Consider the following 21,048-nt stretch of genomic DNA (forward strand, 5'->3'; position numbering starts at 1 on the left):
TTTAGCCAAAATAATGTGAAGCGATTTGGTAGGTCAGGAATGACATGAAATATGCCAGACCAAACAGGTAAATAGTCATGATACTGACCGTTTTCCATGAACCGGTTTCACGTTTAACCGTCGCCAAGGTAGCCAGACAGTGTGGTGCATAGATAAACCAGACCAGTAAGGATAAGCCGGTTGCCAATGACCAGCCCAAGTCTCCACCGCTACTGATCAGCGAGGCCAGTCCCTCAGACATCGCATCTTCATCCACTGCCGACAAGGCATAGACTGTCCCCAAGGCGGCAACGACAACTTCACGCGCTGCCATGGCCGGAATCAGGGCAATACAGATCTGCCAGTTAAAGCCCAGTGGCGCAAAAATCGGTTGCAGCACATGCCCCAGCATTCCGGCAAAGGAATAATCAATCGCAGGTAGGGTTGCATCTGCTGGGGGTTGCGGGAAAGTACACAGGAACCAGAGCACCACGGACAGCGCAAAGATGATGCCCCCTACACGTTTCAAGAAGATTTTGCCGCGGTCTACTAAACCGATCCAGACGTTTTTCAGGTCAGGAAAACGGTAGCTGGGCAGCTCCATCAACAGCATGTGCTGAGATTTATCTTTATAGAAAAATTTCAGTACAAAGGATACCGCCAGTGCGCTCACAATCCCCGCCATATACAGGGCAAATAACACCAGCCCTTGCAGGTTCATAAAGCCCCCTACCGTTTGCTCAGGAATAAAAGCCGCAATCAGCAGTGCATATACCGGCAAACGAGCCGAACAGGTCATCAATGGTGCAACAAAGATGGTGGTGAGACGGTCACGCGGATCACTAATGGTGCGTGAAGCCATAATCCCCGGGACGGCGCAGGCAAAGCTAGATAACAAGGGAATAAAAGCACGGCCCGAAAGACCGGCTTTAAACATGAGTTTATCCAGCAGAAAAGCTGCGCGTGGCAGATACCCGGATTCTTCTAGCACCAAAATAAAGAAAAACAGAATCAGAATCTGTGGCAGGAACACGATGACCCCGCCGGCACCCGCAATAATCCCATCCACCACCAGGCTATTCAGTAGCGGATGAGCAATATAGGCGCCCAGAAATTCGCCCAGCCAGCCGAAGAATGCTTCAATTCCATCCATGAAAGGTGCAGCCCAGGCAAAAACCGCCTGAAACACTACAAACATCATGAGGGCCAGGCTGAGCAGGCCCAGAACTGGATGCAGGAAAATCTTGTCCAGAAAGTCGGTGCGCTTATCTTCCTGATCCACATAGTTGACCACATCTTTCAAAATGGTCGCAACCTGTTGATGGCTCTCACCACTTAAACCACTTAGTTCCGTCTGGGGTGCGGAAAACTTGCCCTGCTCCAACGCATTTTTCAGGTTTTCAATTCCTGAATTACGTACGGCAACCGTTTCAACCACCGGCACCCCCAGACGTTCAGACAATTTCTGGGTATTGATCTGCATCCCACGACGGCGTGCTTCATCCATCATGTTCAGCACGACCAACATTGGCCGGCCAAGCGCGATCATTTCCAGAACCAGCCCCAGATGCAGTTTCAGGTTAGTCGCATCTACCACACATAAAAAGGCAGCCTGATGCGCTTCTTCAGCAATTTTTCCCTGTACCACGTTGCGGGTAATTTCTTCATCCGGACTGGTGGCATCCAGACTATAGGTACCAGGTAAATCTAAGACACGTACCGCCTGACCTGAAGCTAGCTGAAAATTTCCAACCTTACGCTCAACTGTTACCCCGGCATAGTTGCCGACTTTTTGACGTGATCCAGTTAAGTGATTGAATAATGAGGTTTTACCACAGTTTGGGTTTCCAACAAGCGCAACACGCAAAGTATCACTCATGCTGAAACTCCCTGCTCAATTTCAATTTTAGCTGCTTCCGATTTACGTAAAGCAAAACGTGTAAAGCCGACCTGAATCAGGATCGGGTCTCCTCCGAAAATACCTTTGGTAATCACTTGAACCTGTGTGCCCGGTATAAAGCCTAAAGTCTCCAAGCGGTTTGCAACCACATCATGAGAGGCTTGCTGACTGTCCATCGTTCGATTGACTTTTCGAATGATGGCAGTCTGTTTTGCTTTTAAATCTGACAAACGCACCGTGAAAATTCCTAAACCCTTTGGCACAGTATACAAACAAATGAGAATAATTAACAAATAAGATTCATTACTTTTCGATTTATTATGCGATGACATCGACACACCAGTAAAATTAAACTACAGTGCAGCATAAGCGTCAGAATTATCAAAGTTTAAACTACGACCCTCGCCATCATGCTGAATAAAAAACCCCGTATTCCTGCGCCTGTGCAGATTCCTGATCAATATAGCTTTTTACAAGGTTTCCGGGATTATCTGATTGCGCAGACCGTCAGTCCACATACGCGTAATGCCTACCTGTCCGATCTGCTACAGTGTGCCGACTGTCTCGCCAAACCTTTACCAGAATGGACACATGACGATATTTCCGAGGTTCTGGTGGCACTCACCAAACAGCAAAAAAGTCCGCGTTCGATTGCGCGCTGCTTATCTGCCTTGCGTTCTTTTTATAAATTTCTACGTGAACAGAAACTCAGAAATGATAATCCGGTTGCTGGCCATAAAACCCCTAAATTAGGTCGAGCCTTGCCCCAAGATCTATCCGAAGCCGATGTTGAAGCCTTAATTCATGCACCCGATATCAATACTGCTTTAGGTCTGCGCGATCGGGCCATGTTTGAGGTTTTGTATGCTTGCGGTTTACGGGTTACCGAACTGATTAACCTGCGTCTTGAGCTGATTAACCTGAAACAGGGCTATTTACGTATTGTCGGCAAAGGCAATAAAGAGCGTCTAGTGCCGATGGGACAAGTGGCCTGTGAATGGGTCGAAACCTATCTGCAAGATGCCCGTCCGCAACTCTATAAGACGGCTACCGATTACCTGTTTCTGACCCAGCATGGCGGGATCATGAGCCGGCAAAACTTCTGGTATGCAATTAAGCGCTATGCTTTGCAGGCCGGAATTCAGGCTGAGCTATCGCCGCATACGTTGCGCCATGCCTTTGCCACCCATTTACTCAATCATGGTGCAGACTTGCGGGTGGTGCAAATGCTGCTGGGGCATAGCGACTTGTCGACCACCCAGATTTATACTCATGTCGCGCAGATCCGTATGCAGCAATTACATGCCACTCACCATCCACGGGCCTAGACACAGCTGTAAACAGAAAAACCAAGAAGTTTGACGTGTTCTGGTCTTTTTTTGTTATGCTACTGCTCTGTTTTTAGACCAAGAAAAAAAAGGGTTATTTATGACATTTGCCCGTACCAAACTTTTTATCGCATGTGTACTTGCTAGCGGTTTAGGACTCAGTGCATGTTCTAATTCCGACAATGAACAAAAAAAGCAGGACAATCTGACCGCAAGTGCACCAGCGACGGGCGAAGCCTCTACCCTGAGTGAGCGTAATGCACAGCAGCGTCTGCTTTCAACGCTTGAAAAGCATTTTAAAACCGCAGGTATCAGTGCCAAGATCACAGATATTAAAGCCACTGAAGTTCCTAATCTGTCCTGGGTCAGTCTAGAAGGGATGGCGCCAGTATATGTAACAAATGACGGCAAATACCTGATTCAGGGCGATGTCATCCGTCTTGGAAGCAAGCAGCTCTACAATGTCAGTGAAAACCTGCAAGCCGGCGTCAATCAAAAAATCCTGGCCGAACTGGAAACCAAAGATCTGCTGGTCTATCCTGCCAAGACCAAAACCAAGCACGTGATTTATGTATTTACCGATGTCAGCTGCCCGTATTGTCATAAATTCCATGAGCAGATGGATGAAATGAACAGCAAAGGCATTGAGGTGCGTTATATTGCCTGGCCACGTGGAGAGCAGCATATGCCAGCCATGGAAGCCATCTGGTGTAGCAAAGACCGTCATGCTGCTTTTGATCAAGCCATTGCAGGCGGACAGATTCCATCGGCATCCTGTCAGAACCCTGTGAAAGACCAATATCAGATGGGTCTGAATATGGGCGTCAATGGCACACCGGGCGTATACAGTGCTGAAGGGGTTTATCTCGGGGGCTATATGAGTACATCCGAGTTATTAAAGCGGCTTAAATAACTAATTATCATGAGTTATTTTACTTTATTTTATAGATAAAGATATTCTGGAATGACCCTAGAGTCAGGCGTTTTTTTTAGCTATGATCTAGAGTCGTAAAAACTGTTTATATTTGGAGTGTGACGTGAAACCAGTTCGTCTGGCAATCCTCGGTCTTGGTACTGTGGGTGGTGGTGCCCTTAAACTATTAAAAGAAAATGCTGCTGAGATTAAACGTCGCACCGGTCGTGAAATTCAAATTACCCATGTCGGTACGCGTCGCCCACGTACTGACCTGGACTTGCCTGAATCAGTCAAGCAGAGTGCTGATTTGCTGGACATTGTCCGTCAAGCTGATGTCGATGTGGTGGTGGAAGTCATGGGCGGTATCCACCCTGCCTATGAAGTCATCATGGAAGCCATGAAACATGGCAAGCATATTGTCACAGCCAACAAAGCCCTCTTGGCTGAACATGGAAATGAACTCTTTAAAGCAGCTGAAGACAATGCCGTACAAATTGCTTATGAGGCTGCGGTTGCTGGTGGCATTCCGATTATCAAAGTGATTCGTGAAGGTCTGGCAGCCAATAAAATTGACTGGTTAGCAGGTATTATTAACGGTACAGGCAACTTCATTTTAAGTGAAATGCGGGAAAAAGGTCGTGCCTTTGCCGACGTACTTAAAGAAGCACAAGAACTCGGTTATGCTGAAGCTGATCCGACCTTTGACGTAGAAGGGATTGATGCGGCACATAAACTGACAATTCTTGCTTCATGTGCATTTGGTATTCCGCTCCAGTTTGACAAGGTTTTTACTGAAGGAATCAGCAAAATCACGGCGCAAGACGTCAAGTATGCTGAAGACCTGGGCTTTCGTATCAAACACCTCGGGATTGCACGTCGTACAGAAGCCGGGGTTGAGCTGCGTGTGCATCCAACCCTGATTCCAAAAGAAGAACTGCTGGCCAATGTCAATGGCGTGAAGAATGCGGTACTGGTACATGCCAATGCAGTAGGCCCAACGCTCTATTATGGTGCTGGTGCGGGCGCAGGCCCAACAGCCTCTGCGGTGATCGCAGACGTTGTTGATATTGTACGGGATATTTCCTATACCGAAGATGGTGCGGGTACCATTCCGCAACTGGCTTTTGAAAATCTGACCGATCTGCCGATTTTAAGCCGTGAAGAAATGACCACTGGCTATTACATCCGGATCAATGCCGAAGACCAGATGGGTGTACTGGCTGATGTCACCACGATTTTAAGTCGTGCTGGAATCAGTATTGATGCCATCTTGCAACAGTCACGCTTAAAAGACCTGATTCCAATCGTGATCCTGACTGATCCAGTCAAGGAAGCAAAAATGGATGACGCCTTAAAACAAATTCAAGCGCTTCCTGCTATTCATGGCGAAATCGTACGAATTCGTTTAGAATCGTTGGATAACTAATCGGGTTGGGAGGAGCCTCTCCTCTCGCCAAGCTCTACACACAATTGGAACATCATCATGTCGAATGCCAATCGTTATACTGGTTTAGTTGACCGCTATCGCGACCGCTTACCAGTGTCTGCAACTACTAAAGCCATTTCTTTGGGTGAAGGTAATACGCCACTGATTAAGCTTGAGAATATTCCACGCATTATTGGCAAAAATGTTGAAATTTATGTGAAGTACGAGGGCTTAAACCCGACTGGTTCATTTAAAGACCGTGGTATGACCATGGCAGTCACAAAAGCTGCTGAAGAAGGTTCAAAAGCCATTATTTGTGCTTCTACAGGGAATACCTCTGCTGCCGCTGCTGCTTATGCAGCCCGTGCTGGCATGAAAGCCTTTGTATTAATCCCGGAAGGCAAAATTGCCATGGGTAAAATGGCGCAAGCCATGATGTATGGTGCGATTACCATGCAAATCCGCGGTAACTTCGATGACGGTATGCGTCTGGTCAAAGAAATTGCCGATAAAGCCCCAGTAACCATCGTTAACTCGATTAACCCGTACCGTTTACAGGGCCAGAAAACGATTGCTTATGAAATTGTCGATGAACTGGGCCGTGCACCTGACTACCACTGCCTGCCAGTCGGTAATGCGGGTAATATTACCGCGCACTGGATGGGCTATACCGAAGCCGTTGCCAACCAGCCTGCAGATCAGTTTGAGCAAGTGATTTATGATGCTGAAACGGATCAGTTCACAGGTCCAAAACCGGCAGGCTTGCCGACTATGGTAGGCTACCAGGCTTCTGGGGCAGCTCCATTCCTGCGTGGTGCACCTGTTGCTGATCCTGAAACGGTTGCAACAGCAATCCGTATCGGTAATCCACAAAGCTGGAACCATGCCAAAGCAGTCGTACGTGATTCTCAGGGCTGGTTCGACGAACTGGAAGATGCAGAAATTCTTGAAGCACAGCGTTTACTTTCTATGTATGAAGGCGTATTTGTAGAGCCTGCTTCTGCTGCGTCTATTGGTGGTGCAATCCGTGACATCAAGGCAGGTAAAATTGCTGAAGGTTCTGTGATTGTCTGCACAGTGACTGGTAATGGCCTGAAAGACCCAGATACCGCAATCAAGCAGTGTGCTGATGCGGTGATGCTGTCGATTGATGCTACATTAGACCAGGTTCGTGATTCGATTCTGTCTAATATGTAATTAAATAAAATAAATAAAAAAACCCTGCACAGGCAGGGTTTTTTATTGCTGGACCGTTTAATCTGAGGTTTAACTTATCACAGGTTCGAGCTTCAGAAATAGCCAAGCTTTAGATCCGTTTTGGTAAACTGCTTACCCAGGTCATCAGACGGGTAGCATCATTGGTACGTGCCTGGGAGCTGTTTGCACCCAACAGGACCACTGCAACCGGACGGTTGTTCAAAGTGGTATGCATTACCACACAGCGTCCTGCTTCATTAATGAAGCCGGTTTTAGAAATATTGATATTCCAGCCACCATTACGCACCAGCGCATTGGTATTGTTTGACTTCAAAACGCGATAACCCAGATTGAAATCATAGCTTGGTGTAGTCGAGAACTGACGGATCAGTCCATATTGTGAAGCGGTATTCACCAGAATGCCGAGGTCACGCGCAGAGGCAATATTTCCAGGATGCAAGCCGGTGGATTCTAAAAAGCGGGTTGAGTACATGCCCAGCTCTTTGGCCTTGCTGTTCATTGCCGCAACAAATGCACTACGACCACCCGGATAGGTACGTGCCAAGGCTGCCGCAGCCGGATTCTCTGACTTCATCAAGGCAAATAGCAAAGCTTCGGCGCGGTTCATGCTGTCCCCCGCTCTTAAAGACGAGCTGGAGCTTTTACAGCCTGAACAGGAAAAGTCAGCTTGCTGCAAGGTAATTTGTTCAGACATATTCAAACGCGCATCTGAAATGACCACAGCAGTCATCAGCTTGGTAATCGAAGCAATTGGAAGAGCCGTATTGGTGTTTTTACTATAAAGCACCTCCCCGGTTTGAGCATCCATGACCAAGGCCGCACGCGCATTCACGCTAGGCTGGCTAATATTATGATTGGTATCCAGAATCCGAGGACTTTTTACAGCCGGCTGAACACTCCCACCCTGACGCAAGGTAGTGGTGATGGTCGCTGAGCCTGCCGGGCTAGGCTCTTCTGCAGCCACACTAAAGTCGTCATTCAGCAGCTGGTTTACTTCATCTGAAGACCAGCTGATACTACTGGCTCCGCCCTCTGCCGTACCGGAACGCATAATGATTTCAGCAAAGCTTATCGAACTTATGCTGAGCAACGTAGAAAGTCCCAATACCTGCATCAAAGACTTGTTTATTTTCTTCACTATTTCTTCACTCAACTAACCAGAGGTAAGATTGATTTGCGTATTACCTCTAATATGCCTTACATTTGAACACAATGCAGAACATTTTTTGTTCTGGACACTATGTGATAAGTTTCAGATTTAATCTTGCAAATAGGATTGCTAATTTTGTAGTTTCATTGCAAGCTTATTTTGCTTTATGTAACAAAAAAATGAGTTTTTTAACAGAGGGAGAGACTAGGTGATCACAGTGTTGGTTGTGGACGATCATGAATTAGTACGTACTGGGATTTGCAGAATGCTGGAAGACCATGCGGATGTCCAGGTCATTGGACAAGCTGAATCAGGTGAAGAAGCAATTACGCTGGTCCGTCAACATCATCCTAATGTCGTTCTGCTGGATGTGAATATGCCCGGGATTGGTGGGGTAGAAACCACACGTCGTTTGCTGCAAACTGCACCTGACACCAAAGTACTGGCAGTCAGTGGTCTGGCAGAAGAACCTTATCCTTCCCTGTTACTTAAAGCTGGGGCCAAAGGCTACATCACCAAAGGTGCTCCTGTACTGGAAATGGTTCGTGCCATCAACAAGGTAATGCAGGGCGGTAAATATTTTAGTGCCGATATTGCCGAGCAGCTGGCCAGCTCATATCTGTCAGATACTCAGCAATCGCCTTTTGATGCGCTCTCTGAACGGGAAATGCAGGTGGCGATGATGGTGGTCAATTGTATTAGCGCGCAGGAAATTGCCGATAAACTCTTTGTCAGCGTTAAAACTGTCAATACTTACCGTTACCGTATTTTTGAAAAGCTCAATATTGACAGTGATGTTAAACTGACCCACTTAGCCATGCGCTATGGCCTGATCAAGCCCTAGTTTTAAAAGTCGGTCCATATGGAACCTTCTCACTATTCACAGCTCAATCAATATCATCTGGGGATCTGGTATGGTGCTTATCGTCTGATTATCAGTACCGGTCTGCTGCTGATTTTTCTGCTGACCTATCCGAACCTGACAGCCGACTATCAGTATCCACAGCTCTATTATTATGCGCTGGGGATTTGGGTGGCGGTGAACGCGGTTCAGCTGTTCACGCTCAAATTTGTCCGGCGCTGGATTCAAGCCCAGTTTATTCTGATCTTTTTTACTGATGTTAGTGTACTCAGCCTGTTAACCCTGGCCACCAATGGTCCGAATCTGCATATCGGGCTATTGTTTGTCATTGCCATCTTTTCAGCTTCACTGCTACTGGATGCCCATAAGGCCTTATTTATCACACTTATTGCTGTAATTAGTGTGATTTATCAGCATTTTATTGGCAGCATTTTTGCCTTTTCTTCCTTAACCAATATCGGGAATAGTGCATTACTCGCTTTCCTGTTTTTTGTGGTCTATGGCAGTGGCCAGATTGCGGTCCGTCGCTTTCAAATTCTGGAGAATCTGAGCTTTTCCCAATCTCTTGAATTGTACCAGTTACAGAATATTAACCGCTATATTCTCGAGCAGATTGAAACCGGTTATCTAGTTCTGGATGAAAATTATCATGTGGTGCTGAGCAATCCAGCTGCCTGTCATCTGCTCGGCATAGAGCCTACCTATAGCCAAGAACGATTTTCACTCTATCATTCACAATATGACCTGTTTGAGTTGGTTCACTTTGAGAATCTGGAAAATGGGGAACAGTTCCAGTTCGAGTCCCAGCAAAGTCGCTATAACATTCATGTACAGGTACAAAAACTGATCGTTCCGCATCAGACCTTGATCCTGCTGGTTTTACAGGATGCGCAAAAGTTAAATCAAAAGGTGCAGCAATTAAAGCTTGCTGCGCTGGGGCAACTCTCGGCCAGCATCGCGCATGAAATCCGGAACCCTCTGGCTGCCATTGTACAGGCCAATGACCTCTATCAGGATTCAGAAAAAGAACAGCAGCATCTCCTGAACCAGATGATCAGCCGGCAGGCCAATCGGATTGACCGGATTATTCAGGACACCTTGAGCATGGTGAAAAACAGGGAAACGCATCCTGTCATGATTCATCTGAATGAATTCATTCCACTGTTTATTCAGGAAGATTTAGCCGATGTGGCTGATCAGATTCAGTTGAATAGCGATACGTCTCTTTATATTCAGTTTGATGAAGCCCAATTCCGTCAGATTCTGATTAACCTGATCCGTAATGCCATCCGGCACAATGCTGCCGATGCCGACCATATTCAATTGAATATTCATCCTTATCAGCATAAAGTATGGATTGATATCCGGGACTTTGGCACCGGTGTCGATGTACCGGATCAGGCGAAGTTATTCAAGCCTTTTTATAGCACCGCAATTAACGGTACCGGACTGGGACTGTATTTATCACATAGTTTTTGTGAAGCAAATCAGGCACAATTAAATTATATACAACAAGAACAAGGCGCATGCTTTCGCATTAGCTGCCAACGAATGATACCGTGAATATATTGAAAGGGGAAAATTGTGGAACAACAACCACTGGTCTTATTGGTGGATGACGAAGAGGATCTCTGTACCCTCATGCAGATGTCCTTGATGCGCATGGGAATACGTACACATATTGCTCACCGGCTGGAGGATGCTAAGCAGCGCCTTACTGATCACCAGTATGATGCCTGTCTGACTGACCTGAATCTACCGGATGGCAATGGCCTGGAATTATTGCACTGGATTCATCAGCGCTGCCCTGATCTGCCTGTGGCTGTACTAACCGCCTATGGCAATATGGAAATCGCCATTGCGGCCCTCAAAGCAGGCGCTTTTGACTTTGTCAGCAAGCCGATTAACCAGAAGCATCTGGAACAGTTACTACAAAAAGCACTTAATAAACCAGTGGAGTATGATCAATATAATGCCAATGATTCACTAGAACATAAGCTACTGATTGGCCAGTCTCTGCCCATTCAGCAGCTACGTGTCACTTTAAAGAAAATTGCTCGTTCTCAGGCGCCGGTTTTTATTACAGGAGAATCCGGTACCGGCAAGGAAGTAATTGCAAATCTGGTGCATCGCCTCAGTAATCGCAGTGAAGGGCCTTTTATCGCCATTAACTGTGGTGCGATTCCAACTGAACTGATGGAAAGTGAGCTGTTCGGACACAAAAAAGGCAGCTTTACCGGTGCCACCCAGGACAAGCAAGGACTGATCCAGTCTGCGCATGGTGGCAGTCTGTTTCTGGATGAAATTGCCGAATTACCTTTGAGCATGCAGGTCAAACTGCTACGCGCCGTTCAGGAAAAACGTATCCGCCCCTTAGGTTCAGATACTGAAATTGATGTCGATTTTCGGGTAATCAGCGCCAGCCATCAGGATCTGGATGCTCTGGTACAACAAGGCAAATTCCGTCAGGACCTGTATTTCCGGATTCATGTCATGGATCTAGTCTTGCCGCCACTACGTGAACGCGGTCAGGATATTCTGATTTTGGCTGAGCACTTTATCCAGAAAATTTGCCAGGAATGGGATATTCCGGTGAAACCACTTTCTGGGCGCAGCAAAGAGTTTTTACTGGGCCAGTATTATCCAGGGAATGTGCGTGAATTACGCAATATTATCGAACGGGCCATTACCTTAAGTGATGAGGACAGGATTGATCTGCAACACCTGCAAAGCGCTCCTCTGCGCCATACAGCGCCTGTCCTGCAAGAGTCGACAAGCCATGCTGAACTTGCTTCTTCAGATCAGATTATTATTCCCAGAAAGCTGCCTGAAGAAGGTCTGGAATTATATTTAGAAAAAATCGAAAAAGAAGTTCTGCTGAATGCACTGAATATGACCCACTGGAACCGCACCTTGGCTGCGAAAAAACTGGGCATGTCCTTCCGCTCTCTGCGTTACCGCCTGAAAAAATTCGGACTGGATATCGAGGAAGAGGAATAATTATTTTTGCAGGAGCAGCAGGTCTGCGACATGATCCAGATAGCTCTCCTCACGTACTTCTGGGCCAAGCGGATAAGTCAGATGCGGCTGGATACCCAGCCCTTCAATCATCCGGCCGCTCGGGCTGAAGTATTGGGAGACGGTCATTTGCAAGGCTGCGCCATTACTGAGTGGAAACAGCTTTTGTACCACCCCTTTGCCATAGCTTTTCTCACCCACCACCCAGGCACGGCCGTGTTCTTTTAGGGCTGCGGTAAAAACTTCTGCAGCAGAAGCAGAGCGGTTATTAATCAGAATACCAACTTTCAGATTCTGAAATTCAAAGCTTGGTAAGGCTTGAAACTGCTGATTTCCTTCCGAACGGCTTTTGGTCGAGACGATAATGCCTTGATTAAGAAACAGGTCTGCGGATTCTACTGCGGCTGAAAGCAGGCCACCCGGATTATTGCGCAGATCAAACAGGACGGCTTTTAGACGGCTTGCCGGATAGCTTTCAATAATCCGCTGGATTTCATTCGCAGTATCCTGCTGGAATACCTTCACTTGCAAGACCAGCACCTGATTATGATGCAGACTGGATTTGATTTCTGTATCTACCTTGATATTCCGGACCAGCCTGATGACCGGACTTTGTGCCGATAGCTGGATGCTTAAGGTAGACCCAATTGCACCACTCAGCAATTGCCGTACCTGTTCACGGTTCAGGCTGCTTAAGGCCTGATCATCAATCTTGTAGACGGTGACACCATTACGCAGGCCCTGTTTGGCAGAATCTGCATCTGGCCTAAGGCCTTGTACGACCCATTGCTTGAGCTGGGAATTAAATTCCAGATCAAAATCAATACTGGCTAAATCACCTTCGGTGTACTGGCGCAGCTGTTGATAATCTTCGGGAGATAAATAACGTGAATAGCGGTCCAGACCACTGACCAGACCCTGAATAGCTTGCTGGAACAGGGCATCATCATTTTTGTCTTCAATATAATTATCTTTGACAATGCCATAGATTTGTACAAATTCTTGAATGGAGGCTACCGGAATTTCCGCATAAGTCTGATGGCCCATTTCCATATCGTCAAAGGCCGGCTCTTGCGGGCCGGCACTCCAGACGGAATGACTCCAACACATTAAGAAGCATGCGAGAATTACAGACTTGCCCTGTGTTTTAATCATTCTTATCCCTGTATATAGACTAAAAATTATGCATGTAGCTCAATCAGGTTACGACCCTGCATTTCAGCCGGAACCGGAAGCTGCATCAGGTTGAGTAAGGTCGGCGCCACATCTGCCAGTACGCCGCCTTCAATAATCGTTGCAGAGGTCGGACCGACATAGATAAACGGAACCAGCTCAGTGGTATGCTGGGTATGTACCTGACCACTGTGATAATCCTGCATTTGCTCTACATTACCATGGTCTGCCGTGATGATCATATGGCCATTTTTTGCCATAACAGCGGCATACACACGCCCCAGACAAGTATCTACGGCTTCAACCGCTTTAACGGCTGCATCAAATACACCCGTATGGCCTACCATGTCACCATTTGCATAGTTCACCACCAGTAAATCATATTCACCGGAGTGAATGGCTGCGACCAGTTCATCAGTCACTTCATAAGCGCTCATTTCTGGTTTTAGGTCATAAGTCGCTACGTTGGGTGATGGAATCAGGATACGTTTTTCACCCGGATATTCATCCTCACGGCCACCGCTAAAGAAGAACGTCACATGGGCATATTTTTCAGTTTCAGCAATACGCAACTGGGTTTTTCCCAGATTTGATAAATACTCACCGATTGAGTTCACCAGCGCTTCCGGCATATAGGCAACCGGTGCATCAATGGTGGCCTGATAACGGGTCAGCATCACGAATTTTGACAGGCTTGGCAGCACTTGACGCTCAAAACCGGCAAAATCTTTTTCGACAAAGGCACGCGTTAATTCACGGGCACGGTCCGCACGGAAGTTCATAAACACCACGCTGTCACCATCTTGAATTTTCACGCTGTCACCAATACGTGTAGCCTTGACGAACTCATCCGACTCCTCTGCGGCATAGGCAAGTTCTAGACCTTCAACGGCAGTCGTAGCAGTACGTATTGCTTCACCTTCGGTCAGCAAACGATAAGCCTGCTCGACTCGATCCCAGCGATTATCACGATCCATGGCAAAATAACGACCAATCAGGCTGACGATACGGCCTTGGCCCGGATATTGAGCAAACAGTGCATCGAGTTTTTCCAAAGAAGGCTGTGCGCTCTTTGGTGGCGTATCACGGCCATCCAGAAAGGCATGCAAATAGACTTGGGCACCACGTTTCAGTGCCAGCTCAGCCATCGCGACGATATGATCTTCGTGAGAATGTACCCCACCTTCAGACAACAGGCCCAGAATATGCACCGCACCCTGGCTTGCTTTGGCCTTTTCCACAGCATCGACCAGTACTTCATGCTCAAAGAAAGCACCTGTCCGGATATCTTTGGTAATACGGGTAAAGTCCTGATACAGCACCCGGCCAGCACCCAGATTCATATGACCGACTTCAGAGTTGCCCATCTGGCCATCCGGCAGACCTACGTCTTCACCAGAACCGGAGATCAAACCATGCGGATGCTTGTCCTGTATAGCAGTTAAATTTGGTCGTTTAGCTGCTAAAAACGCATTGTCTTCGACCGCTTCGCGATGACCCACACCATCCATAATCACCAAAACGTGAGGGATTTTGCCAGCAGTTGCATCCGCCATAATGAAATACTCTTTTCGCCTACGAATTAATCGCCCTAGTTTACAGAATTTTGTAAAAAGAGGCCATGACCGGAGATGGTCCAAGCCGCTTGTTACAATTGATTCGTTCTATTTTCCTGCGTCTTAGCGTGCCCGATGCAGGAGATAGCCGCCGATTCCAAACATGATCAGAATGGGAATAAAGACAAACCATGCCGGAGATGGTGCATAGACCAGACTGGCATAACCCAGAAAGTCCTGCAGATAGAAAAAGCTGAGACCGGCAAACAAGGCAATCACCAGACGAAAGCCCATGGATTGCTGGCGTAGCGGCCCGAAGATAAAGGAACAGGCAATCACCACCAAGGCAATTAGGGCAAACGGTGAACCCAGTTTTTGCCAGAATGCCAGCTGATATGTCTTGGGCACCTGACTATATTCATGCATATAACTCATAAAGCTTACCAGCTGGCTGGGTGCCAGATCTTCAGGGTCAATTGTCACCATATGCACATATTTCGGCTGTAATGCCAAAGCCAATGACTGTTCAGCATTGTTAACCAGTGTCGCATTGCCATTCGCGAGAATGTCCATCTGCTCGGTATTTTTCAGCTCCCAGGCGCCATCTTGTATAAAACGGCCGGTGCTGGCATGCAGGGTTCCGCGCAAACGATAGTTTTCATCGAAATCCAGCATCTGCACATTACTGAGCTGGCCTTGCGAGTTGGCATAATTAATATAGATAAAACGCTGGCCTTCGCGGGTCCAGTAGCCGCGGACTTCCCCCAGCTGCGCTGCTTTCTGTGAATTTTTGACCATTTTGGCCTGTTCGTTGGTATACGGAATCACCCACTCACTTAAGGCAAAAGACAGAATCACCAGCAAAAGTGCCGAACGCATGACCCAGCCCACGATTCGCCACAGGCTGACACCGGCGGCGCGCATCACAATCAGTTCACTATTGGATGCTAATGTCCCCAGGCCCAGTACCGCTCCAATCAGGGCTGAAATTGGCAGAATTTCATAAAGATAATTCGGTGCACCCCATAAGACATAATACAGAGCCTCCTTGGCTCCATACCCTTCTTTTAAGGAACCCAGCTCACCCAGATAGGTAAACAGAACCTGTAGACCGGAAAGTACTGCGGTGGCTCCTAGCATGGCCATAGCGGTGGTATAGGTCACATGTTTGGCCACTATACGACGTGCGAACATTGTTAAGACCTCACTCGCTGAATCTGTTTCTTAATTTTGGGAGCCAGCTTCTGCTTACGCGAGAACAGTGCCCCGCCCACTGCATAGGCCAGTAGAATCAGAGGATAAGCCGCGATACCCATTTCATTTTTACTGATCCGGGTTTTGACCGCCATCAGGGCTACAATCAGACTGGCAAAAATCATCAGTGCCGGAAAGAGTTTGAGATAACGCCCCTGACGCGGACTGACCTCAGACAGGCCCACCGCCAGAATCAATGCAATCACCATCGCAAATGGAACAAAAATCCGCCAGCCGAGTTCGCTGACCACGACCGGATCATCACGCTTCTGCCACAACTGCGATGTTGGTAAAGCCTCGACTTCATCACTGGCCAGTTCTGCCTCTTTATCATTTTCAATCCGCAGACGATAGCTGGCAAATTCGGCATGTGTATATTGCGGAGTCCCCGGGTAGATTTCATAACGGCGCCCCTGCACCAGATCGACCACATTCGCAGAATCATTGGGTATTTCTATTCGGGTTGCTTCCTGGGCCAGAATCATGACATCCGGCTTGCCTTCTTTTTCCGCACGCTGATAGAAAAAAATATCTTTTAAGTTTTTCCGGTCTTCCGATAAATCCCCAGCATAGATGGTATAAGGCCCCGAAGAGATAAATTCTTTGGGTCGCACCAGATCAAAGCCGGTACGTACCGCCTGACTGGTGGTTAAGGCCTCAAACTGGCGAATTCCCCAAGGGGAAGCCCATAACATTAAAAAGCCCTGTGCCATCAGATAGACCAGTGTGAGCGGAATCAGTAAACGCGCCAGCTGATGCCGGCTGATGCCACTGCCATTCAATACTGCCATTTCATGATCGACGTAAAGACGCCCAAAGACCAGAATCAGGCCGATAAAGAACCCCAAGGGAAGAATCAGGGTTAAGAATTCTGGTAAGCGATAGCCAATGATGCTAAACAGGATGCCTGCATCCAGACGGCCCTGAGCAGCTACACCAAAATACTTGATCAGTCGTCCCCCCATCATGATGAGGGTCAATAAGGCAATTACCACCAAAGAGGTCGATACTACTTGCTTGACCAGATAACGCCGAATAATCAAATTAATTCTTCCAAATTGAAGTCCATAAAATGGGTGCTAGTTTACCCGAATAGCAAAAATATAAAACCTGAGCTGTCATTCCCATTGAAAATCTGTTGAGATAAATGGTTCAATGATTGAATGATTCGCAAACCTACACAGGCGTGAAAGCAGGATATGAAACTTACAATTAATACGTCATTCCCAGAGAATGGATCAAGTCAGTCTTTGTTGATTTTAGTCGACGCAGAACAAGTTCAGGAAATAACGTCACATTACCCGATCAGTCAATTCGACACATTAATTGAAGCCGCTCAATTCAAGGCAGGCCTTGCCGAGAGTCTGAGCCTGATCAATCAACTGAGCCAGTGTCACTCTGCTGCGCTAATTGGACTGGGCAAAACTGCTGAATTACAGCCTGCTAAACTGGCGAAGCTTGCACAAACCATTATTCAATCCACGCAGAAAAAATTCAAACAGATTTCTGTTGATTTGACACAACTTCCACAAGAATTGCACTATCTTTTTGCACTGGCCCTGACTCAGGCCAACTATGGCTATGACGAATACAAGTCGAAGAAAAATGAATTTATTCTGGAACAGATTGACCTGATCACCGCACAAAGTGCCTTAGATTCAGCACAGCTGCAGCTGATTCAGGCGGTACAGAGCGGCCAGAATCTGGCACGTGATCTGGGCAACCGCCCAGGAAATATCTGCTTCCCGGAATATCTGGCAGAACAGGCACAGGCCCTGGCAGCGGAATATCCAGACTTGTTGAAAGTCACCGTACTGGATGAGCAGCAAATGGCGGATCTCGGGATGGGTGCCTTTTTGGCAGTCAGTAAAGGTTCGGAACGTCCGGGCCGTATCATCAGTATGGAATATCAGGCCGAACGTAGCGAAGCGCCTGTTGTACTGGTCGGCAAAGGCATTACCTTTGATACTGGCGGCATTTCACTTAAACCGGGCGCAGGCATGGACGAGATGAAATACGACATGTGCGGTGCTGCTTCGGTACTGGGAACCATGCGTGCCCTGTGTGAAGCCCGTTTACCGATTCATGTGGTCGGCACAATTGCTGCGGCTGAAAATATGCCATCCGGCAAAGCGACCCGTCCTGGCGACATTGTCACCACCATGAGTGGCCAAACCGTTGAAATTTTAAATACCGATGCAGAAGGCCGTCTGGTTCTGTGCGATACCCTGACCTATGTCAAACAGTTTAATCCGGCACTGGTAATTGATATTGCAACTTTAACCGGTGCCTGTGTGGTGGCGCTGGGTTCCGTGCTTACAGGCATGTTCACTCCGGATAACGAGCTGGCTGTCGAGCTGGAAACTGCTGGCCAGAACACATTTGACCGCGTATGGCGCATGCCGGTGCTGGATGACTATCAGGAACAGCTCGATTCACCATTTGCCGATATTGCCAATATTGGCGGCCCTAAAGCCGGTTCAGTCACCGCTGCCTGCTTCCTGCAACGCTTTACCCGTGATTATCGCTGGGCGCATCTCGACATTGCCGGGACTGCCTGGAACTCTGGTCCCAATAAAGGCGCGACAGGCCGTCCAGTGCCACTATTAATGCAATTCCTGGCTAATCGTGTTCAAGTGAATGGCTAAGGTCAGCTTCTACTTATTTGAAAAAAGCCCTGAACGACAAGTGGACAGCACTTGTCGTTTATGCCGCAAGATTTTGCGTCAACCCGAACGCATCTGGCTGTATTGTGCCGATCCTGCCCTGCAGCAGGAACTTGATGAGCTGCTCTGGAGCTTTGATCCAGTCAGCTTTATTCCGCATGGTATTGAGCAGCCTGAGGCTGTGGTCTGTATATCGGCACAGCTCCCCAAACAGCCGGGCTGGATTATTTTTAATTTTAGTCCGGAAGCACTTGAACCGAATGCGAAATTTAGTCACATTATTGAGATTATTGAAAACAATGAGCCGGCCAAGCAGCTGGGGCGTGAAAAGTTCAAACAATATCGCCATTTTGGTATTCAACCTCAGACCTATAAACTTTAAACAAGACGATAAACAAGGAGATGCAAGTGGCATTAAATGTAGGTCCAGATTTTAAACAGCGCTGGTTAAATACGCCTGAGGCTGTGCGTCAGACCTTTATCGATGACCTCTCGCGGATCTGTGATGTACTCAAGCCTGAAACCGTTCTGGAAGAATGGCTGCTACATGATCAAAAATCACAACTAGAATCGGAGCGCCGGATTGAAGCGGCCTATGCACAGCGCAAGGCTGAACTGATTGAAGAGGCTCGTATTCGAAGACAGCAGGCACTGGAAAAAGCCCTAAACAAAAAACGTGCTGAAGCACAGGCCTATGCTGAACAGCTGCGCCGGGATGAAGAACTCAAATTTGCCGAACAAAACCGAAAATTAGTCGAAATGCGTCAGCAGCTTGATACTGAGATACAGCACTACACCGCGCGTTATCAGAAAAACCCTGAACAGGTGCTGGATTTTTCCGCAGGTCAATACCGTATCAAGGATTCCCAGATTCGGTCTGAACTCGACAGTGTACGTTTACGTCTGGAACTGGAGGCTGAAAGTGCCATTGAACAAACAGTGAATGCACTACGCGATAAGCTGCGTGCTGCCGCCAAAGAAGAAATTGACTATATTCTTCAAAATTCCAATCTGTCACAATAGGCTGAGCCATACTCACACTGGCCGCTATCTGATTTGATTTTTTTCTTATAGCGCTAGGATTGGTCTGAAAGAACCAAGCATTCAGGGTTCATCAATGAATTTAAGGTAAATCTAAAAGTTTTTATCTATGCGTGGTCGATCGAAGCCTTAAAAATTCAACAAGACAAGGGCTTTGGACGCCCGATCTGCTCCAAGCCGTACAGGCCGAATAAAAAATAATCAAGCTCAGTTCAGCTTTAAAACGTCAAAATTTAAAAAAGGTCAGCCAGCATAAAGGCGGTATTACCAAGAATATAGCCCACCCCCAACAGGCTGCTGATCCAGAGTACTCCGCCAACCACATTATACAAGCCAAAGGTCATCAGGTTCATATGCCCGGAACCGGCGGCAAAAGGCCCGAAGGAACGCACAAAGGGAATAAAACGTGCAATCAGGATAGTCTTGCCGCCATGCTTCATAAAATAATGATTGGTTTTGACTATATATTCCGGCTTGAAAAAGCGTGAATGCTCATTGAAATATTTCAGCCCTAGCGCTCTGCCCGTGTAGTAATTAACGGTATATCCTAGAGTGGAGGCAATGAACAGTAATAAACCGACAGAATGTAAAGTGATCAAGTCCGTCGTCGAGCACAGTGCCCCGATGGCAATTAGCAGGCTATCGCCAGGCAGGAAAAAGAAAAATACTGAGCCGGTTTCTGCGAAAATCACCAGGAACAGAATCGCATAGATCCATACCCCATACTGGTCCAGCAATAAGGGCAAGGATTGTTCAAGATGAAGTAAAAAATCGAGCATTCGATCTGTCCATTGGGGCTAAAATCGCAAGTTATACGCGGTATTATCTCCAAAAACAAAAAAACAGTCTAATTTTTCAACTAGACTGCCGGGAATTCTGGAGTTGGACTTATTTTAAAAAGCCATTTTCAGCCAGAAACTCCATACTGATTTTTGATTGCTGGGTGGTTTCTGCGGCCTTATCTCCCAGCAGCAAACGCTCAATATAACGGGCCAACACATCAACTTCCAGATTTACTTTTGTCCCGACTTTCCAGGTACCGATATTGGTCCGCTCAGCTGTATGCGGAATCAGGTTCAGGCTGATGACACTGCCACGTAAATGGTTAATGGTCAGACTGATGCCATCAACGGTGACTGAGCCCTTCTCTGCCAGATATTTGGCAATTTCAGCGGGTGCCGTCACTTCATAATATACCGAGCGGGCATCTTCACGAACGATGGTAATTTCACCCACAGCATCGACATGCCCAGACACAATATGCCCACCAAAACGGGTGGTTGGCAGCATGGCTTTTTCGACATTCACAGGCTGTCCGACTTTCCATTGTCCCAGTGTGGTCCGGTTCAGGCTTTCACGTGACACATCTGCTGCATACCAGTTCTCGCCCCAGTCAATCACGGTCAGGCAAATACCATTGGTGGCAATCGAGTCACCGAGATGTACATCCGACATATCCAGATCGGTCTGAATACGTAAACGCACATCACCTCCGACACTTTGCAGACTTTCAACTTTGCCCAGACTTTCAATAATACCTGTAAACATCTTTATTTCCTTT

19 protein-coding genes are annotated in these 21,048 nt (G+C 47.3%); 10 read left to right on the forward strand and 9 right to left on the reverse strand.

What is annotated here, in order from left to right:
- Position 1: 1 nt before the first annotated feature.
- Together feoB and E5Y90_RS12775 are read right to left on the reverse strand one after the other, a co-directional pair.
- Positions 2-1,858 (reverse strand): ferrous iron transporter B, encoded by a 1,857-nt coding sequence (feoB, locus tag E5Y90_RS12770; RefSeq protein ID WP_174660379.1) that lies wholly within the window; start codon positions 1,856-1,858, stop codon positions 2-4.
- Positions 1,855-2,115, reverse strand: coding sequence for a FeoA family protein (locus E5Y90_RS12775; RefSeq protein WP_151204046.1), 261 nt, complete (start codon positions 2,113-2,115; stop codon positions 1,855-1,857). Before E5Y90_RS12775 ends, feoB begins: the two co-directional genes overlap by 4 nt.
- Positions 2,116-2,289: 174 nt before the next feature.
- Between E5Y90_RS12775 and xerD the strand changes: the two genes are divergently transcribed.
- The 4 genes from xerD to thrC all read left to right on the forward strand — a co-directional run bounded on the left by xerD (position 2,290) and on the right by thrC (position 6,746).
- The gene (gene xerD, locus E5Y90_RS12780; RefSeq protein WP_174660380.1) at positions 2,290-3,207 is read left to right on the forward strand and encodes a site-specific tyrosine recombinase XerD; all 918 of its coding nucleotides are present in this window, start codon (positions 2,290-2,292) and stop codon (positions 3,205-3,207) included.
- A 100-nt stretch (positions 3,208-3,307) separates the two neighbouring features.
- Positions 3,308-4,120 (forward strand): DsbC family protein, encoded by an 813-nt coding sequence (locus tag E5Y90_RS12785; protein ID WP_174660381.1) that lies wholly within the window; start codon positions 3,308-3,310, stop codon positions 4,118-4,120.
- Between the two features lie 124 nt (positions 4,121-4,244).
- Complete coding sequence (locus E5Y90_RS12790) at positions 4,245-5,549, forward strand: homoserine dehydrogenase (protein ID WP_174660382.1); 1,305 nt, start codon at positions 4,245-4,247, stop codon at positions 5,547-5,549.
- Between the two features lie 57 nt (positions 5,550-5,606).
- Positions 5,607-6,746: a threonine synthase gene (thrC, locus tag E5Y90_RS12795; RefSeq protein WP_151204050.1), complete on the forward strand. Its 1,140-nt coding sequence runs from the start codon at positions 5,607-5,609 to the stop codon at positions 6,744-6,746.
- 109 nt (positions 6,747-6,855) lie between these two features.
- Here the strand turns inward: thrC and E5Y90_RS12800 are convergent, their stop codons facing one another.
- Positions 6,856-7,905, reverse strand: a complete 1,050-nt coding sequence (locus tag E5Y90_RS12800; RefSeq protein ID WP_151204051.1) for a serine hydrolase — start codon at positions 7,903-7,905, stop codon at positions 6,856-6,858.
- 220 nt (positions 7,906-8,125) lie between these two features.
- Here E5Y90_RS12800 and E5Y90_RS12805 point away from each other — a divergent pair, with 220 nt between their 5' ends.
- The 3 genes from E5Y90_RS12805 to E5Y90_RS12815 are packed head-to-tail and all read left to right on the forward strand — an operon-like array spanning position 8,126 to position 11,779.
- Complete coding sequence (locus E5Y90_RS12805; RefSeq protein ID WP_151204052.1) at positions 8,126-8,761, forward strand: response regulator; 636 nt, start codon at positions 8,126-8,128, stop codon at positions 8,759-8,761.
- An 18-nt stretch (positions 8,762-8,779) separates the two neighbouring features.
- Positions 8,780-10,342, forward strand: a complete 1,563-nt coding sequence (locus tag E5Y90_RS12810; protein WP_174660383.1) for a sensor histidine kinase — start codon at positions 8,780-8,782, stop codon at positions 10,340-10,342.
- An 18-nt stretch (positions 10,343-10,360) separates the two neighbouring features.
- Complete coding sequence (locus E5Y90_RS12815; protein ID WP_373688374.1) at positions 10,361-11,779, forward strand: sigma-54-dependent transcriptional regulator; 1,419 nt, start codon at positions 10,361-10,363, stop codon at positions 11,777-11,779.
- On the opposite strand, the gene E5Y90_RS12820 is transcribed toward E5Y90_RS12815, so the two are convergent.
- The 4 genes from E5Y90_RS12820 to lptF form a co-directional block, all read right to left on the reverse strand.
- Positions 11,780-12,952, reverse strand: a complete 1,173-nt coding sequence (locus tag E5Y90_RS12820) for a S41 family peptidase (protein ID WP_174660385.1) — start codon at positions 12,950-12,952, stop codon at positions 11,780-11,782. It lies immediately after the preceding gene.
- A gap of 26 nt (positions 12,953-12,978) precedes the next feature.
- On the reverse strand, positions 12,979-14,526 hold the full coding sequence (gene gpmI, locus E5Y90_RS12825; protein WP_174660386.1) for a 2,3-bisphosphoglycerate-independent phosphoglycerate mutase: 1,548 nt from the start codon (positions 14,524-14,526) through the stop codon (positions 12,979-12,981).
- 123 nt (positions 14,527-14,649) lie between these two features.
- A complete protein-coding gene (gene lptG, locus E5Y90_RS12830) occupies positions 14,650-15,720 on the reverse strand; it encodes an LPS export ABC transporter permease LptG (RefSeq protein WP_174660387.1) in 1,071 nt (356 codons plus the stop codon).
- A gap of 2 nt (positions 15,721-15,722) precedes the next feature.
- The gene (gene lptF, locus E5Y90_RS12835) at positions 15,723-16,823 is read right to left on the reverse strand and encodes an LPS export ABC transporter permease LptF (protein WP_174660388.1); all 1,101 of its coding nucleotides are present in this window, start codon (positions 16,821-16,823) and stop codon (positions 15,723-15,725) included.
- Between the two features lie 156 nt (positions 16,824-16,979).
- On the opposite strand from lptF, the gene E5Y90_RS12840 reads away from it, so the two are divergent.
- From E5Y90_RS12840 to E5Y90_RS12850, 3 genes are read left to right on the forward strand one after another with little or no spacing between them, the layout of a single operon-like run.
- Positions 16,980-18,428: a leucyl aminopeptidase gene (locus tag E5Y90_RS12840; RefSeq protein ID WP_174660389.1), complete on the forward strand. Its 1,449-nt coding sequence runs from the start codon at positions 16,980-16,982 to the stop codon at positions 18,426-18,428.
- Positions 18,421-18,828: a DNA polymerase III subunit chi gene (locus E5Y90_RS12845; RefSeq protein WP_174660390.1), complete on the forward strand. Its 408-nt coding sequence runs from the start codon at positions 18,421-18,423 to the stop codon at positions 18,826-18,828. The genes E5Y90_RS12840 and E5Y90_RS12845 overlap by 8 nt, the downstream gene beginning before the upstream one ends.
- 26 nt (positions 18,829-18,854) lie before the next feature.
- The gene (locus E5Y90_RS12850) at positions 18,855-19,469 is read left to right on the forward strand and encodes a hypothetical protein (RefSeq protein WP_174660391.1); all 615 of its coding nucleotides are present in this window, start codon (positions 18,855-18,857) and stop codon (positions 19,467-19,469) included.
- 251 nt (positions 19,470-19,720) lie between these two features.
- Here the strand turns inward: E5Y90_RS12850 and E5Y90_RS12855 are convergent, their stop codons facing one another.
- Together E5Y90_RS12855 and E5Y90_RS12860 are read right to left on the reverse strand one after the other, a co-directional pair.
- Complete coding sequence (locus E5Y90_RS12855) at positions 19,721-20,266, reverse strand: VTT domain-containing protein (protein ID WP_174660392.1); 546 nt, start codon at positions 20,264-20,266, stop codon at positions 19,721-19,723.
- A 109-nt stretch (positions 20,267-20,375) separates the two neighbouring features.
- On the reverse strand, positions 20,376-21,035 hold the full coding sequence (locus E5Y90_RS12860) for a riboflavin synthase (RefSeq protein WP_174660393.1): 660 nt from the start codon (positions 21,033-21,035) through the stop codon (positions 20,376-20,378).
- Positions 21,036-21,048 lie beyond the last annotated feature (13 nt).

This window comes from Acinetobacter sp. 10FS3-1 (assembly GCF_013343215.1).
Lineage (GTDB): Bacteria > Pseudomonadota > Gammaproteobacteria > Pseudomonadales > Moraxellaceae > Acinetobacter > Acinetobacter lwoffii_C.